Here is a 16,762-nt window from a genome sequence, read left to right as displayed (position 1 = left end):
GCCTCAGGAGGCCGGGTTGTCGGCGTGGGTGAGGGTCTCCCAGGCGACGAAGAGGTTGTTCGTGCCGGCGGGGCGCTGCTGTTCGGTGAGCTTCTGGGTGTTGTCCATGGGGTAGCCGAGGCGGTTGTGCAGGGCGTTGAAGCCGACCTCGGTGACCGGGCCCAGGCCGCGCTTCACCGTACCGCCGCACAGCCAGGAGGGCACGGCGGTGCCGAGTTCGTACTTGGCCTGGAAGCCCAGCGCCTGGCGGAGGCGTTCGCCGACCTTCGGGTAGAGGTCCTCGCCCTGGATGCGGGAGGTCTCCGCGATGTGTGAGATCGAGGAGATGCCGTAGCCGGTGTGGGTGAAGTCCCGGCAGGTCTCCTGGGTCAGGCCGGTCACGAATGTGGACTGGCCCTGCCAGTACTTGACGATCTCGTCCTTGGTGTCCAGGCCGCTGCCCGGGACGGTCTTGGGGAGGGCGCCGTCGGACTCGAGGTAGACGTAGGCCTGGGTCCGGTTCAGATAGCGGGCGACCGCCTTGTCGTAGCTGGTGCGGTCGTCGAGGAAGACGGAGATGCCGACGGCGGCCTCCATCATGGACAGCTCCCAGTTGCCGTTGCTGTGGGAGCCGTTGATCACCTTCGGGAGGTAGACGTTGCGCAGCATGGTCGCGAAGCGGTTCACGTTCGGCCAGCCGGTGTAGGTGTAGCGGATGATCTCGGCCGCCCGTGGCCACACGGAGCCGGCCCAGCCGGTCTGGAGAGGCGCGTTGCTGTTGGTGTGGTCGGTGATCGTGGCCGACCAGGCGTCCATGATCTGGATCGCCTTCTTCGCGTAGCGGTCGTCGCGGGTGATGTACCAGGCCAGGGCGTGGGTGTAGGCGGCGATGGCGTCCTGCCGCTCGTCGGTGCAGCCCTTGTTGGGGTCGGAGTACGAGCCGCACTCCACCACGGCCCACGGCTTGGGGGTGTAGGAGAGCGAGCCGTACTTGCTCGCCATCATCGCGTCGTACGCGCCCTTCCAGGGCGCCGCGCCCGCCTGCACCTTGCCCCGGATGAAGTCCAGTTGGGAGCGGCCGACCAGGACCCCGGGGTGGGTGAAGGCGGCGGGAGCGGTGGCCGTGGTTCCGGAGTGCGGCTGCGCCTGGGCCGGGCCGACGAGGGCTCCGGCCAGGCAGGCGGCGGACAGGGCGGCGGCGGTGAGCGGGAGGATCCTTCGCTGGGACATCGGCGGTTCCCATCTGTTTGTGGACCCGGACGTCAGTCACATATGTGATGACGGAACGGCTGATGAGACGTTAGGTATGGACCAACTCGCCGTCAAGAGACCCCGTCAGAACTTGAGCGGGGAAGGGATCCGGCCAGAGGGAAGGGCCGAGCCGGGTGGTTCCGGGGCGCCCTACGCGATCCAGCCGCGCTCGCGCAGGGCGGCGGTGAAGGCGGCGTACGACTCGTCGAGCGCCGCGCGCTCCGTCTCGTCCGGCTCGATGTCCCGGCCGGTGCGGACCATGGCGGTGGCGGCCGCCGCGAGGTCGGGGTGGAGGGTGCCGGAGGCGGCGAGGAGCGCGGCGCCGAAGGCGGTCTCGGCGCGGTCGGCGACGCGCAGCGGCATGCCGAGGGCGGTGGCGCGGATCCGGGTCCACAGGGGGCTGCGGCTGCCGCCGCCCGCCGCCCACAGGGGGCCCTCGACGGGCACTCCCAGCTCCCGGACGCGCTCGATCGCGAGGCGTTCCAGGAAGGCGACGCCCTCCAGCTCGGCGCGGTGGCGGTCGGCCTCGTCGGCCGGGGTGCCGAGGAGGAAGCCGCGGGCCTCGCCACTGACGAAGGGGAAGCGCTCGCCCTCGCGGCGCAGCGGGTACGCGACGACGGAGGCGGGGCCCCGGGCGGCGGCGGCGCGGTCGAGGGCGGGGAGCCGGTCGGCGGGGACGTGCGCGAGGGCCTCGCCGCCGGTGTTGGAGGCGCCGCCCGGCAGCCACCAGCCGTCGGGGTGGCGATGGCTGTAGAGCGCGCCGCTCGGGTCGGTGACCAGCTCGCGGGTGACGCCCTTGAGAACGTACGTGGTACCGAGGACCCCGACGAACTGGCCGGGGCGGACGGCCCCGGTGGCGATCTGCCCGGCGCAGCCGTCCGTCATGCCCAGGCGCACCGGGCAGCCGACCGGCAGCCCGGTCTCGCTCGCGGCGGCGGCGCACACCGTGCCGGCCTCGGTCGCGGGCGCCTGGACCGGCGGCAGCCAGGCGGTCGGTACGCCCAGGGCGTCCAGGACCTCGTCGGGCCACTCGCCGAGGCGCGCGTCGTATCCGGTCTTGAGGGCGTGGCTCCAGTCGGTGGCGACCGGGCCGCCGGTGAGCCGCCATCCGATGAGGTCGGGGGTGTGGAGGAGGTGGCGGGGGCCACCGGCGGGGCCCTCCTCCCCTGCCAGCCAGGCGAGGCGGCCGAGGGCCGCCGTCGGGCCGACCGCGAGGCCGAGGGCCTGCCAGCGGGGGGCGCCGAGCCGCTGGGCGCGGGCGTTGAGTCCGGCCGCGCGGCGGTCGTCGTACATGAGGGCGGGGCCGACCGGCTCGCCCGTGCCGTCCGCCAGGACGACCGTGCCGGAGGTCGCGGAGGTGGCGACGGCCACCACCTCCCGGCCGCCCGCCGGGAGCGCCGCGGTCGCCTCCCGCAGAGCGGCGGCGACGGCGGGCCACCAGGCCCGCGCGTCCTGCTCGCTGCGCCCGCCGGCGCCGCGCCGGGGAGCCGGCAGCGGGACGCGGCCCTCCGCGAGGACCCGGCCCCGCGCGTCGACGCACACCGCGCGGACCGCCGCCGTGGCGATGTCGATCCCCACCACGACCTCGGGGGAACCCGCCACGACCTGAGGGGAACCCTCCACGGCCTCGGGGGAAGGGGACGCGGTGCTCATGGCGATCGGCTCCTTCGGTCGCGGCGCGCCCGTACCCCGGGGGCGGCTCAGCGGCAGGCGGGACGGACAGGGCTGGCTGGGCTGACTGGGCTGACTGGGTAGGGCTGCGCCAACCGGGCCGGCCGGGCAGCACAACGGTGGGTCTTGGAGCTCCCCGGTGCGCCCAAGACCCACCGGCCCCATGTGCGAAGTGAAGTTAACACGCGAGACGTTAAGAGCGCGCCCCCGCCGTCTTCGCCACCCTCACGTCCGTGCGCTCCCGCAGCTCCGCCAGCAGCCGCCGGTCCACCCCGTCGTCCACCACCAGGTGGTCGAACTCCTCCACGGGGCAGAGCCGGTGCAGGGCCGTGCGCCGGGTCTTCGACGCGTCCATGAGGAGGACCTTGCGGCTTCCTGCTGCGAGCATCGCCCGCTTCACCAGCACCACGTCCTGCTCCTGGTGGTAGGTGGTGTGCGCGTCCACCGCCGAGGTGGAGACCAGCACCATGTCCACCGACAGCGCCTCGATCGCGGCCACACAGGGCACACCGAGGAAGGAGTCGTGGGTGTGCGAGTACTCCCCGCCCAGGCCGATCAGCCGGGTCTGCGGCACCCCCGCGAAGACCTCCTCCACCCGCCGGGCGTTGGTCACCACGGTCAGCGGCGCGGCGTCGACCAGCAGCCGGGCCAGGGCGAGGGCGGTCGTGGAGTCGTCCAGGATGATCGACATGCCGGGCTCGACCAGCTCCGCGGCGGCCGCGGCCACCGCCTCCTTCTCGGCCCGGTTCACGCCCATCCGGTAGTCCAGACTGGACTCGAAGACCGACGACGGCAGCGCCGAGACCCCGCCCCGGAACTTCCGCAGCACGCCGAGCCTGGCCAGCTCGTCCAGGTCCCGGTGCACGGTCATGAGGCTGACGCCGGTCAGCTCGGCCAGCTCGGCCGCGGTGGCGGTGGAGTGTTCGAGCACGTACTCGGTGATGGTCTGCCTGCGGGCGGCCTGGGAGCGGGGCGGGACGTCGGACGCGCCGGTCGTGGTCATGGGGCGGATTCTCCCCCACGAGCGGCGCCACCGTCCCGCGTACCCGCGCCCCCCTCGGACAGGTCCCCCGTGGGCACGTTCAGCGACCGCAGCGCCGTCCGCTCCCCGGCCACCTGGATCTCACTCACCGCCGCGTTGTCCAGGCGCGGGAAGACGTGCCGGTAGCGGCCGACGGGGATGCCCAGGAGGGCGCACAGCGCCATCCGCAGCAGGGAGTTGTGCGCCACGACCAGCACCGTGCGGTCCGGGTGCGCGGCGGCCAGGCCGCGCAGCGCGGCCGCGGCGCGCGCCGCCGCGGCGCCGGGCGGCTCCGAGCCGGGGAACGCGCCCGCCTCCGCGTCCGCCCTGAAGGCCCGTACGGCCTCCGGGTCCTCCGCCTCCATCTCGGCGATGGTGCGGCCCTCGCCCCAGCCGAAGTCGACCTCGCGCAGGTCCTCGACGACTTCGGGGACGAGGCCGAGCGCGTCGGCGGCGGGGCGCGCGGTCAGCCGGGCGCGGCTCAGCGGGGAGCAGGCGACCGCGTCCACTCCGCGTTTCGTCACCCAATGGGCGAGCGCTTCCGCCTGCCGGAATCCCCGTTCCGTCAGGGGGACGTCCGAGATGCCGGCGTACCGGTTCTCCGCGTGCCACACCGTCTCGCCGTGGCGGACGAGCAGTAGACGAGCCGTCACAGGAAGTTCCTCTCCTCGGACCGTGCCTCGGGCCGTGCCTTCGAGCCGCAATAGCGCGCGAACCGACGCACGCGCCATTGCTTTGTCACGTCAACGATGTTAAATCTAGCGTCGCCTCTGTGATGGAACGCCGATCGCCGAACTCCGCCGACCTCGTAACGCCGAAGAAAGGCCACCCATGCGCGTCCTCGCCGCCGGAGACCACTTCGTACGCCCCGACCTCATCATCGCCGCGCTCCGCGACGAGCCGGGGCTCGCGGACGTCGATGTCGCCGAGCTGACGCTGCCGTGGCCACACGAGCCCTTCGGGCCGGTGGGCGGCCCGGCGAGCCGGGTGAACGAGGCCAGCGGCACCGAGGAGCAGCTGATCGAGGCGCTGGCGGGGGCGGAGGTGTGCGTGACGCAGATGGCGCCGTTCACCGCCGAGGTCTTCGCCGCCCGCCCCGAGCTGCGGATGGTCGCGGTCTCGCGCGGCGGCCCGGTCAACGTCGACCTGGCGGCGGCCACCCGCGCGGGCGTCGCCGTCAGCTTCGCGCCCGGCCGCAACGCCACCGCCGCCGCCGAGTTCGCCGTCGGCATGATGCTCGCCGCGATGCGCCGCATCCCCACTGCCGACGCGGAGCTGCGCGCCGGCCGCTGGCGCGGGGACTTCTTCGCGTACGAGGAGAGCGGCATCGAGCTGGACGGCGCGACCGTCGGCCTGGTCGGCTACGGGGCGATCGGCCGGATCGTCGCCCGCGTGCTGCGCGCCTTCGGCGCCCACGTGCTGATCGCCGACCCGTACACCGACCCCGAGGCCGCCCGCGCGGACGGCGTCGAGCCGGTCGGCCTCGACGAACTCCTCACCCGCTCCTCCGTGGTGAGCCTGCACGCCCGGCTCACCCCCGAGACCAAGGGGCTGATCAACGCCGACCGGCTCGCCCTGATGCGCCCCGGCGCGGTCCTGGTGAACACCGCGCGCGGCGGCCTGCTGGACTACGCCCCGCTGCCGGACGCGCTGCGCAGCGGCCGCCTGGGGGCCCTCGCCCTCGACGTGTACGACATCGAACCGCCGCCCGCCGACTGGCCGCTGCACTCCGCGCCCAATGTCGTCACCACCCCGCACCTCGCCGGCGCCACCCGGCAGACCGCTCACCGCGCGGCCACCATCACCGCCGCCGAGGTCGGCCGCTACGCGCGCGGCGAGAAGCTCGCGCACCCGGCGAACCAGCCGGCTCCCGGAGCTGGTGGCGCGGAGCGCAACCGAGCCGCTACAGTACGTGTCGCGCCATCAGGCGCCGGTCAGGGCTTGACCGTCACGAGGCCGTCACGGCGGCCAAGTGAGAAGCCCCCTCTCTCGGGAGGGAGCGGAGTCACGAGCATCGTCCTCGGAGTCGATGTTGGCACCTCCGTCACCAAGGCCGTGGCTTTCGGCCGGGACGGCAGGTCACTGGCGGCCGCGAGCCGCCGCAGTCGGCTCACCCGCCTGCCCGGCGGGCGGGTCGAGCAGGACCTGGAGGACGTGCTGCGCACGGTCGCCGAGGTGGTCCGCGAGGTGACCGCCGCCCTGGCCGGGGCGGGCCACGCGGCCCCGGTCGCGCTCGCGCTCACCGGGCAGGGCGACGGGCTGTGGCTGCGCGACGCGGCGGGCCGCGCCGTGCGCCCGCCGATCTCCTGGATGGACGGGCGGGCGGGCGACACCGTGGCCCGCTGGGGCGAGGACGGCACGATCCGCGAGCTGTACCGGCTCACCGGCTCCGGGGTGTTCCCCGGCTGCCACGCGCCCCTGCTGCGCTGGCTGGCGGACCACGAACCGGAGGCGCTGGCGCGCGCCGAGGTCGCGGGCTACTGCGTGGACGCGGTGGCCCAGCGGCTCACCGGCGTGATCGGCGTGGACGCCTCGGACGCCTCCATGCCCTTCATGGACGTGACCACCCGCCACTACGTCCCGAAGGCCCTGGAAGCGTGCGGAATCGCCGAACACGCCCGGTTGTTGCCGCCGCCCGCCGCGCCCGGCACCGTCCTGGCGCTGGACGAGGCGGGCGCGGAACTGCTCGGGCTGCCGGCCGGACTGCCCGTCACGGCGGGCCCGTACGACCTTCCGGCCTGCGCGATCGGCAGCGGGGTCGAGGAGGTCGGGGACGGCCTGCTGATCGTCGGCACGACCCTCGCCAGCCAGGTCCTCACCGGCAGCGCCGTGATCGACCCGGCCGCCGACCCGGCGGGCATGTGGCTGTGCACGCCCGACCGGGACCGCTGGCTGCGCGGCATGCCCGCGATGGTGGGCACGGCGGCCCTGGAGTGGGTCCTGGAGTTCACCGGCGCCACCACCGCGGACCTGGACGCGCTGCTCGCCGGGAGCCCGCCGGGGGCGCGCGGGGTGACCGCCCTGCCCTTCCTCTCCGACGCGGGCGAGCGGGCCCCGTTCGTCGAACCGGCGGCCCGGGGCCGGCTGGACGGCCTGACCCTCGCCGCGACCCGCGCGGACGCCGTACGGGCCGCCTGCGAGGCCGTCGCGTACGCCGCCCGCCACTGCCTGGAGGCGGCGGGGCTGAGCGCGAGCCTCGCGGCCTGCGGGGGCGGCACCCGGTCCGCCGCCTGGACCCAGCTGTTCGCGGACGTCCTCGGGCGGCCCGTGCGCCTTCCCGACGAGCCCGAGGTGGGGGCGCGCGGCGCGGTCGCGGTCGCCTGGCGCGCTCTCGGTGACCCCGTGGACGCGGCACAATGGCGAGCCGATTCGCGTACTGTCGTACCGGACCCGGAGCGTGCCGAGACCTATGAGCGCGGCTACGCCGACTACCGGGCCCGGCTGGCCCGCGCCCTCACCGAGTGGCGGGCGACGACGCCCGCTTGAGGCACCCCCGGCACCGCGCCAAGCGCCCGCGCCAGGCCGCCAGGCGCCCGCGCCGGGCCGCCAGACGGCCGCGCCACGGGCGTGCCGAGGCCGCCTGCAGACCGCGCGCCGAGCGCGCGTAGACCGCGCCAAGTCCGGCACTGAATAGCACATTCGTACGAAACACTCCACCTCACGACACAACATGTGGGGGCAGGTGCGCCCGCCACCACAAGATGTATGCTCATGCTCGCTGTCGCCGCAGGGGAATCCGGTGCGAATCCGGAACTGTCCCGCAACGGTGTACGCGTACGCTTTTGCGTACCCGCGAGTCCGAGGACCTGCCGACGGCCGTCTCATACGTCCGGGCCTCGCGGGTTGGGCCGGTGGACGCTGCGCGGTATGCCGTTCGCGGTTTCGGCATGCCCGTACGCGCCCATCGCGTACCTCCCGCCCGGCCCAAGCCGAGCGAGGGAGAGCACTTCAGTGACCATCGCGCCCGCCGATCCGGTTTCAGAGGCAGCGGCTGCACAGGCAGCGGAGGACGCGCCCGGGACCGCCCTGCTGCGGACCCTGACCACGCTCACCGCCGACCTGCCCGCCACCGACCCCGGCAAGGTCGCGGCCGCCGCCCTGCGCGGCCGCCATCCCGGCTCGGACGAGGCGGAGTTGCGCACCCTCGCGACCGAGGCGGCGGCCGGCCTGATCGCCGAGGAGCCGCAGTACTCGAAGCTGGCCGCGCGGCTGCTCACCCTCGCCATCCGGGAGGAGGCGGCCGGGCAGGGAGCGGTCTCCTTCTCCGCCTCGGTGGCCGTGGGGCACCGCGAGGGCCTGATCGCGGACGGCACGGCCGAGTTCGTGACCACCCACGCCGCCCGCCTGGACGCCCTGGTCGAGCAGGCGCTGGCCGACGGCGCCGACGACCGCTTCGGCTACTTCGGGCTGCGTACGCTCCACAGCCGCTACCTGCTCCGCCACCCCCTCACCCGCCAGGTGATCGAGACCCCGCAGCACTTCCTGCTGCGGGTGGCCTGCGGGCTCGCCGAGGACCACTCGACGCGCGCGCTGGACGACGTGGCCGAGCTGTACCGGCTCACCAGCACGCTGTCCTACCTGCCCAGCTCCCCCACCCTGTTCAACTCCGGCACCCGCCACCCGCAGATGTCGTCCTGCTATCTGCTGGACTCGCCGCTGGACGAGCTGGACTCGATCTACAACCGCTACCACCAGGTCGCGCGGCTCTCCAAGCACGCGGGCGGCATCGGCCTCTCGTACTCGCGCATCCGCGCCCGCGGTTCGCTGATCCGCGGCACCAACGGCCACTCCAACGGCATCGTGCCGTTCCTGCGCACCCTCGACGCCTCCGTCGCCGCCGTCAACCAGGGCGGCCGGCGCAAGGGCGCGGCCTGCGTCTACCTGGAGACCTGGCACGCGGACATCGAGGAGTTCCTGGAGCTGCGGGACAACACGGGCGAGGAGGCCCGCCGCACCCACAACCTCAACATCGCGCACTGGATCCCGGACGAGTTCATGCGCCGGGTCGAGGCCGACGCCGACTGGTCGCTGTTCTCGCCGGTCGACGCGCCCAAGCTGGTGGACCTGTGGGGCGAGGAGTTCGACGCCGCGTACCGGAAGGCCGAGGCCGACGGCCTGGCCGTCAAGACCGTCCCGGCCCGCCAGCTCTACGCCCGGATGATGCGCACCCTGGCGCAGACCGGCAACGGCTGGATGACCTTCAAGGACGCCGCCAACCGCACCGCCAACCAGACCGCCGAGCCCGGCCGGGTCGTGCACTCCTCCAACCTGTGCACCGAGATCCTGGAGGTCACGGACGACGGTGAGACGGCCGTGTGCAACCTGGGTTCGGTCAACCTGGCCGCGCACCTGGGCGAGGACGGCCGGATGGACTGGGAGAAGCTGGACGCGACCGTCCGTACCGCCGTCACCTTCCTCGACCGCGTGGTGGACATCAACTTCTACCCGACCCAGGAGGCCGGGGCGTCGAACTCCCGCTGGCGGCCGGTGGGGCTCGGCCTGATGGGCCTCCAGGACGTCTTCTTCCGGCTGCGGCTGCCCTTCGACTCGCCCGAGGCCGAGCGGCTGTCCACCCAGATCTCCGAGCGCATCATGCTCGCGGCGTACGAGGCGTCCTGCGCGCTCGCCGAGCGCCACGGCCCCCACCCGGCCTGGTCCGCCACCCGCACCGCGCGCGGCGTGCTGCACCCGGACCACTACACGGACGCGGTGGCGACCTGGCCCGAGCGGTGGCAGGCGCTGCGCGAGCGGATGGCGAAGTCCGGCATGCGCAACTCGCTGCTGCTGGCCATCGCCCCGACCGCGACCATCGCCTCGATCGCGGGCGTGTACGAGTGCATCGAGCCGCAGGTCTCCAACCTGTTCAAGCGCGAGACGCTCAGCGGGGAGTTCCTCCAGGTCAACTCCTACCTGGTCGACGACCTGAAGAAGCTCGGCGTGTGGGACGCCCAGAGCCGTGAGGCGCTGCGCGAGTCCAACGGCTCGGTGCAGGACTTCTCCTGGGTGCCCGAGGACGTGCGGCGGCTCTACCGGACGGCGTGGGAGATCCCGCAGCGCGCCCTGATCGACATGGCCGCCGCCCGCACCCCGTACCTGGACCAGAGCCAGTCGCTGAACCTCTTCATGGCATCGCCCACCATCGGCAAGCTCAGCTCGATGTACGCGTACGCCTGGAAGCGCGGCATCAAGACCACGTACTACCTGCGCTCGCGCCCGGCGACCCGGATCGCACAGTCGGCTCGCGCCGCCGCGCCCGCCACCGTCCCCGTCCAGCAGGCGGCCACCGACCCCGAGGTCATCGCCTGCTCCCTGGAAAACCCCGAGTCCTGCGAGGCCTGCCAGTAATGACCACCGCACCCGAACGTCCCAAGAACCTCCTGGATCCCGGGTTCGAGCTCACCCTGCGGCCCATGCGGTACCCGGACTTCTACGACCGCTACCGCGACGCGATCAAGAACACCTGGACCGTGGAGGAGGTGGACCTCCACTCCGACGTCGCCGACCTGGCCAAGCTCTCCCCGGGCGAGCAGCACCTGATCGGCCGCCTGGTCGCCTTCTTCGCGACCGGTGACTCGATCGTCGCGAACAACCTGGTGCTCACCCTCTACAAGCACATCAACTCGCCCGAGGCGCGGCTGTATCTGTCCCGGCAGCTCTTCGAGGAGGCCGTGCACGTCCAGTTCTATCTGACGCTGCTGGACACCTACCTCCCCGACCCGGACGACCGGGCCGCCGCGTTCGCCGCGGTGGAGAACATCCCCTCCATCAGGGAGAAGGCGGAATTCTGCTTCCGCTGGATCGACTCGGTCGACAAGATCGACCGGCTGGAGACCAGGGAGGAGCGCCGCCGCTTCCTCCTCAACCTGATCTGCTTCGCGGCGTGCATCGAGGGCCTGTTCTTCTACGGCGCCTTCGCCTACGTCTACTGGTTCCGCTCCCGCGGCCTGCTGCACGGCCTGGCGACGGGCACCAACTGGGTGTTCCGCGACGAGACCATGCACATGAACTTCGCGTTCCAGGTGGTGGACACGGTCCGCGAGGAGGAGCCCGACCTCTTCGACGACGAACTCCAGCAGCAGGTCACCGACATGCTGCGGGAGGCCGTCGAGGCCGAGCTGCAGTTCGCCCGCGACCTGTGCGGCGAGGGGCTGCCGGGCATGAACACCGAGTCGATGCGCGAGTACCTGGAGTGCGTGGCCGACCAGCGGCTCGCCCGCCTCGGCTTCGCCCCGGTCTACGGCTCGGAGAACCCGTTCTCCTTCATGGAGCTGCAGAACGTCCAGGAGCTGACCAACTTCTTCGAGCGCCGCGCCTCCGCGTACCAGGTGGCGGTCGAGGGCTCGGTCTCCTTCGACGACGACTTCTGAGCCATTTCTGATCCAAACCCGATACGGCGCGGCGCCCCCGGGACTTCCCGGGGGCGCCGCGCCGTATGCCGTGGCGTGTCAGTGGTCAGTCGTTGGGCACCGTCTCGTAGCGCGGCGTGCCCTCGGCCATCTGCCGCAGCACGTCCTTGCGGTCGCGCTTGGAGAGGCGGTCGATGTAGAGCCGGCCGTAGAGGTGGTCGGTCTCGTGCTGCAGGCAGCGCGCGAAGTAGCCGGTGCCGCGCACCGCGATCGGCTTGCCCTGGGCGTCCTGGCCGCGCACCACCGCGTAGTCGGGGCGGGCCAGCGGGGCGTAGGCGGTGGGCACCGACAGGCAGCCCTCGTTGGAGTCGTCCAGCACCCGGCGGTCCGCCGGCAGCTCCTCCAGCACCGGGTTGCAGACCACCCCGACGTGGCGGACGCCGTCGTCGTCCGGGCAGTCGTAGACGAAGACCTTGAGGTCCACGCCGATCTGGTTCGCGGCCAGGCCCACGCCCTCCGCCGCCTTCTGGCTGGCGAACATGTCGTCGATCAGCGCGGCGAGCTTGTCGTCGAACTCCGTGACCTCCCGGCACTCCTTGTGCAGCACCGGATTGCCGACGACCGTGATCGGACGGGCCGTGCCGCGCTCGCGATACGCGCGCTCGCGCTCCTCACAGTCCTCCGTGTCCACGATGAACTCGTCGTCCACCTGCTGGTCAGTCCCTTGCTGCGCCATCGTCCGCCGCACGCCTTCCTCAAAACCGGGCTCGTCGCCCTACAGGGTAAGGCCCGCGCCGGACCGGCGGGGATTTCAGCAGGGATATCAGGGGGCAAGGGAGGGCAGGGGAAGACCGGCGGCTGCGACCGCCGGGCGCCGGCCCTCAGCAGACCTCTTCCAGGTCCCGCCACTCCCGGGTGTCCGGGCTGTCCGCGACCCAGCCGTCCAGCAGCCCGCGCACCAGCCCGCTGGGCGCGGCGATCCCGCACTCCCGCTCCGCCACCCACAGCGAGCCGGAGCCCGCCATGCGATGGCCCAGCGGGCCGGGCTGACCGGGCTCGCTGTGGTCGTGCGGGTCCAGGTGCTCGCCCTCGCCCTCGTCACTGGGCATCCGGCTCTCCGAACACGAGCGGCACAGCAGCCGCACCGAGGACGACCAGTCCTCGGCGGCGAAGCCGGCGTCCGCCGCGAGCCGCTCCAGCGCGTCCCGGTCGGCCTCCGTCGCGGCCTCCAGCAGCACCACCCAGGTCGGCACCGGGGACGGCGCCCACAGCTCGATCTCGTCGAAGACCGGATACGCGGCGCCCGCGGAGGTGACGCGCTCGCCGTGCGGCACGCCGTCGTGCAGCACCACCTCACCCCAGCGCCGCCCGGAGGACGGCAGCGGGATCGACAGCACCTCGAGCCGGGCCGGGTCCAGCCGGCGGCCCCACACGACCTCCGACTCGCCCTCCGGCGACAGCCGCACCGCCGCGCTGCCCAGCTCCATGCCGAGCGGCTCACCGGACGCGGACGCCTCGCCGGGCACCTTCAGGCCGTACGCCTGCCAGGCCCGGCGCGCCAGCGGCCAGTCCTGCAACGCGGTCGCGGCGATCCCCACGTTCCACCAGTCAGGGGCGCCGGTCTCGCGGTCCAGCAGCGCGACCGCGCGCAGCCCCGCCGCGCGCGCCTGCTCCCAGTCGTGCCGGAACTTGTGCAGCAGCGCCAGGTTGAACCAGGACTCCGACAGCCACGGCTCCAGGTCGGCGGCGCGAGTCAGCAGCGCCCCCGCGTCCTCGTACCGGCCGTCGCCGATGAGCGTGAACGCGCGGTCCGTGGCCTGCCGCCATGAGGCGGACGGCCGGTGCCGCACCTTGCCGAAGATCTTCACGATTCCCGCCTGCCGGTATCGAAGTAGTACCGCACCAGATGCCTTCGCGGACGGCTTGGCCCTCCCTCGACGACAACCTGCCACACATTCGCGGACATCTCAGCCCGGCCCCTCATGGTTCGGCCCGGGGACGATGCCCACCACACCTCCTTGCCGCCGGCCATAGGCCCGACACCCCCTCTCTTCGCATCCAACCATGCCTCTCGGGGCAGCCGCTCATTACCCGCGAGTTCTCACCTCGGGCGGCCTCGCACCGGGCGCGACACCACCCTGGCCAGGGCCTCCACCACCGCCGGGTCGAAGTCGCGGGAGGTGGAGCGCCGCAGCCGCGCCAGGGCGCGCGGCGCGGCCGCCGCGCGGTCTTCCTGAGGGCTTCCCCCCGAACCGGCCGAAGAACCTCCGACCAGTTCGACGTACGCGTTCACGGCACGCACGATACGGGCCGGGAGTGGCTGCTCCCGGTACGGGTCCGCCTGCCGCTCCACGACCTCCGCGACCTCCTCCGGCACCCCCGTCCGCCGCACGACCGCGCCGCCCAGCCGCGCTATCCGCCGCCGCTCCGCCTCGGGCAGCGGCTCGGTGGCCCCCGCCGGCACCGGGTCCACGAGAGACAGCTGCCCGAGGTCGTGCATCAGCCCCGCGTACTCCAGCACGGACAGCGACGGCCCCGGAAGCCGCAGCTCCCGGCCCACGGCGCGGCTGAGCCGGGCGACCTGGCGGGCGTGGCCGGCGGGGGTGTGACCGGCGATCTCCGTCGTCCTGGCCAGCGAGGCGACGGTCTGGCGGCGGGCGGCCCGTATCCCCGCACAGCGGCGGAACGAGAGCTGGACCAGCAGCAGCGGCGCGCAGACCACCGGCAGCGCCCACGCCCCGGCCACGGCCACCGCCGGCCCGGTCGCCGCCGCCGTCACGCAGACCGCGACCCTCACGGCGACCTCCATGGCGGTCGCCGCGCGCGGCTCTTCGCCCGGCTTTTCGCCCGGCTCTTCGCGGGCCCGGGTCAGGGCCGAGGCCAGGGCGGCGTCGGCGAGCGCGGCCGACGCGCAGGCGAGGAGCAGATATGCGACGAGGAAGGGGCCGTCGCCGACGCTGACCGAGCGGAGCGGTTGGCAGCAGAGCGCGGCGAGGGCGACGATGAGCACCCGGCGGGCGGCGCGATCAGGGCCGACCGGGCGGCCCGACACGGCGCGGGGCACCAGCACCATCAGGGAAGCAGCCGCGACCACGGCGACGGCCTGAAGGACGCCGTGCGTGGCCGGCTCGCCTCCCACCCGCAGCACCACGGCGTACCCGAGCGCACCGGCGGCGGCGACGGGCGCCGGCTCGCACGCCCGGCCCCCCGGCTCGTACGGCCCCTCGTACGCCTCCCCCACCGCCCCGCCCTCGCGGCCGCCCGCGCCCGCGCGTCCACCCCCGCCCTCGCGGCCCCCCGCGCCCTCGCGTCCACCCCCGCCCGCCTCCGCGTGCACGCCCCCGGCGTCGCCCGCGCGCCTGGCGTCGGAGCCGCCCGTGCCCCAGGTGTAGCCCTCGCCCGCGCGCCGGGGGTCGTCCTCGCCCGCACCCTGGCCCCCGCAGCCGACCTCGCCTGCGTCCGCGTGCACGCTCTCGGCGTCGCCCGCGCACCCGGCGTCGCCCGAGCCCGCGTACCTGAGCTCGCCGTGGCCCGCGTCCTCGCCCGCGTGTCCGGCCTCGGCGGCGCCCCCTCGCCTCGCCTCATCCTCGTCCTCGTCCGCGCGCGGGGTCTGGGACCCGTCCCAGGCGAGGGTCTCTCCCAGGGCGATCAGCGCGCCGAAGGCGAGCGCCGTCTCCGGGTCGCGCACGCCTCGCCATTGGGTCCATGCGAAGGCGGCTATGGCCAGGGCCCCGGCCGCGCCGTAGACCACGGCGGCGGTGAGCGCTCCCCGCCCGCCGGGGCCGGGATCCCGGGCGGTGCGGCGCCACGGGGTCATGCGCCGCCGCCCGGTCCGGGCCGCCAGGGGCTCGGCCCCTGGCCCGCCTTCGGCACCGCGTCCGGCACCGACACGGTCTCGGGAGGGCTCGTGGGCGGGGGCGCGGGAGGGGGCGCAGGCGGGACGTTTCCGCGCTGATCCGGCGCGCGGTCCGGCACCTGGCCCTGCGCGCGGTCCGGCGCGCGGCCCCGCGCCTGGCCCCGCGCGCGCTCCGGCGGGCGGTCCGGCTTGCGCTCCCGCGCCTCGCCCCGCACGGGGTCCGCCGTGCGCCGGCGGCCCACTGGGGTGAGGGGGCGGGGCTCCGGCGGGGCGGAGGTGTGCCATCCGTGGCGGTCGAGGGCGCGGGTCAGGGCGTCCACCATGCGCGGGTCGAACTGCGCCCCCGCGCACCGCCTGAGTTCCTCCACCGCCGCGGGCACCGGCCGCGCCCGCCGGTACGCGCGGGTGGAGGTCATCGCGTCGAAGGCGTCCGCGACCGCCACCACCCGCGCAGCCTCCGGAATGTCCGCGCCCGCGAGCCCGTGGGGGTAGCCGCTCCCGTCCAGCCGCTCGTGGTGGTGCAGGATGGCGTCCCGCGCCTCCCCCAGGAAGCCGATGCCGCGCACCATCTCGTGCCCGTACTCGGGGTGGAGCTCGATGACGCGGCGCTCCTCGGGGGTCAGCGGACCGTTTTTGCGCAGCACACGGGTCGGGACGCCGAGCTTGCCCAGGTCGTGCAGGACGCCCGCGACGCGCAGCGCCTCGATCCGGTCCCCGCCCATCCCCAGCTCGCGGGCGATCATGACGGAGGCGCGGCCGACCCGCTCGCTGTGGCCGCGCGTATAGCGGTCCTTGATGTCGACGGCCTGGACGAGGGCGCGGACCGTGGCCTGGTGGGCGGCCCGCTCCTGGTGGCAGAGGGCGAAGACGCGGGCGCAGACGTACATCGGCGGCAGCGCGAGGAGCGCCGCGGTCGGGCCGTACGGGCTGCGCCACAGGACGGCCATGGTCAGCCCGGACAGGCCGTGCGCCAGATGGGGGACGAGCGAGCACAGCGTCCGCCCGCGCCAGGCGAGGCGGGGCGAGCGGCCCTCGGCGGTGACCAGCACGCCGCCTTCCAGGGCGGCGGAGGTCAGGCCCAGGACGAGCGCGGCGCCGACCGCGGGCGCCAGGGCGTGGGGGAAGCCGGGACAGCCGGACACGGCGGGGACATGGGAGGTCGCGAGGGCGTCCCGGCCGCCGCCGAGCCCGAAGGCGTACGAGGCGGCGTACGCGGCGAGGGCCGACCGGGCCACCCGCCACAGCCGCCGCACGCCGGCGGGCCGCCGCTCGACGGGCCCGAGCAGCGCCGCGGGCACCGCGACGAGCGCGGCGGCGGGCGCGGGCAGCAGAAAGGCCCCGGCCAGGAGCACGGGGCCACACCCGTCCGGCCCGGCCGCGGCCCGGCCCAGCGGTAGCCGGGGAAGAGCCGAGCCCCACACCACAGCCAACGCGGCGAGGAGCCCGACCGTGGGCCAGGGCACGTCGGCCGCGGGGCTCAGGGCCGGGGCGGCGCAGAGCGCGGACAGGAGCGCGGCACCCAGGATGTAGACGCGCGCCGTCAGAGGGACCGCCCGCATGCCCCCTCCTCCCCGTCCGTCGGCGGCCCCGGTCGGGCCGTCGGATCAGATTGGGGAGGATAGAGCCGGACACGCGGGG

General features: G+C 74.3%; 11 protein-coding genes, 1 pseudogene and 1 riboswitch. Of the genes and pseudogenes, 4 read left to right on the top strand and 8 right to left on the bottom strand.

Annotation, left to right across the window (positions count from 1 at the left end; genetic code table 11):
* Positions 1-3: 3 nt before the first annotated feature.
* From BBH68_RS19645 to BBH68_RS19630, 4 genes are all read right to left on the bottom strand, one after another.
* Positions 4-1,209: an alginate lyase family protein gene (locus BBH68_RS19645; RefSeq protein ID WP_065964258.1), complete on the bottom strand. Its 1,206-nt coding sequence runs from the start codon at positions 1,207-1,209 to the stop codon at positions 4-6.
* Between the two features lie 171 nt (positions 1,210-1,380).
* Positions 1,381-2,883: an FGGY-family carbohydrate kinase gene (locus tag BBH68_RS19640; RefSeq protein WP_065964256.1), complete on the bottom strand. Its 1,503-nt coding sequence runs from the start codon at positions 2,881-2,883 to the stop codon at positions 1,381-1,383.
* A gap of 211 nt (positions 2,884-3,094) precedes the next feature.
* Positions 3,095-3,904: a DeoR/GlpR family DNA-binding transcription regulator gene (locus tag BBH68_RS19635; RefSeq protein ID WP_065964253.1), complete on the bottom strand. Its 810-nt coding sequence runs from the start codon at positions 3,902-3,904 to the stop codon at positions 3,095-3,097.
* Entirely contained in the window at positions 3,901-4,575 is a 675-nt protein-coding gene (locus BBH68_RS19630) for a histidine phosphatase family protein (RefSeq protein WP_065964251.1), read from the bottom strand. The genes BBH68_RS19635 and BBH68_RS19630 overlap by 4 nt, the downstream gene beginning before the upstream one ends.
* A 178-nt stretch (positions 4,576-4,753) precedes the next feature.
* On the opposite strand from BBH68_RS19630, the pseudogene BBH68_RS19625 reads away from it, so the two are divergent.
* From BBH68_RS19625 to BBH68_RS19610, 4 genes and pseudogenes are all read left to right on the top strand, one after another.
* Positions 4,754-5,782, top strand: a pseudogene (locus tag BBH68_RS19625) (2-hydroxyacid dehydrogenase); the annotation flags it as partial.
* Between the two features lie 153 nt (positions 5,783-5,935).
* Positions 5,936-7,408: an FGGY-family carbohydrate kinase gene (locus tag BBH68_RS19620; RefSeq protein ID WP_065964405.1), complete on the top strand. Its 1,473-nt coding sequence runs from the start codon at positions 5,936-5,938 to the stop codon at positions 7,406-7,408.
* A gap of 219 nt (positions 7,409-7,627) precedes the next feature.
* A riboswitch (cobalamin riboswitch) is annotated at positions 7,628-7,750 on the top strand.
* Between the two features lie 123 nt (positions 7,751-7,873).
* Entirely contained in the window at positions 7,874-10,267 is a 2,394-nt protein-coding gene (locus tag BBH68_RS19615) for a ribonucleoside-diphosphate reductase subunit alpha (RefSeq protein ID WP_065964249.1), read from the top strand.
* Positions 10,267-11,289, top strand: coding sequence for a ribonucleotide-diphosphate reductase subunit beta (locus BBH68_RS19610; RefSeq protein ID WP_065964247.1), 1,023 nt, complete (start codon positions 10,267-10,269; stop codon positions 11,287-11,289). The genes BBH68_RS19615 and BBH68_RS19610 overlap by 1 nt, the downstream gene beginning before the upstream one ends.
* Positions 11,290-11,374: 85 nt before the next feature.
* On the opposite strand, the gene def is transcribed toward BBH68_RS19610, so the two are convergent.
* The 4 genes from def to BBH68_RS19590 all read right to left on the bottom strand — a co-directional run bounded on the left by def (position 11,375) and on the right by BBH68_RS19590 (position 16,683).
* Complete coding sequence (gene def, locus BBH68_RS19605; RefSeq protein WP_065964245.1) at positions 11,375-12,004, bottom strand: peptide deformylase; 630 nt, start codon at positions 12,002-12,004, stop codon at positions 11,375-11,377.
* Between the two features lie 145 nt (positions 12,005-12,149).
* Positions 12,150-13,136, bottom strand: coding sequence for a tetratricopeptide repeat protein (locus BBH68_RS19600; RefSeq protein WP_065964243.1), 987 nt, complete (start codon positions 13,134-13,136; stop codon positions 12,150-12,152).
* A gap of 233 nt (positions 13,137-13,369) precedes the next feature.
* Positions 13,370-15,085, bottom strand: coding sequence for an HD domain-containing protein (locus tag BBH68_RS44275; RefSeq protein WP_065964242.1), 1,716 nt, complete (start codon positions 15,083-15,085; stop codon positions 13,370-13,372).
* Positions 15,082-16,683, bottom strand: a complete 1,602-nt coding sequence (locus BBH68_RS19590) for an HD-GYP domain-containing protein (protein ID WP_065964241.1) — start codon at positions 16,681-16,683, stop codon at positions 15,082-15,084. The genes BBH68_RS44275 and BBH68_RS19590 overlap by 4 nt, the downstream gene beginning before the upstream one ends.
* Positions 16,684-16,762 lie beyond the last annotated feature (79 nt).

The sequence above is a fragment of the Streptomyces sparsogenes genome, from assembly GCF_001704635.1.
GTDB lineage: Bacteria > Actinomycetota > Actinomycetes > Streptomycetales > Streptomycetaceae > Streptomyces > Streptomyces sparsogenes.
The sequence above is the reverse complement of the archived record's forward strand: the minus strand, read 5'-3'. Positions and strand labels throughout refer to the sequence as shown.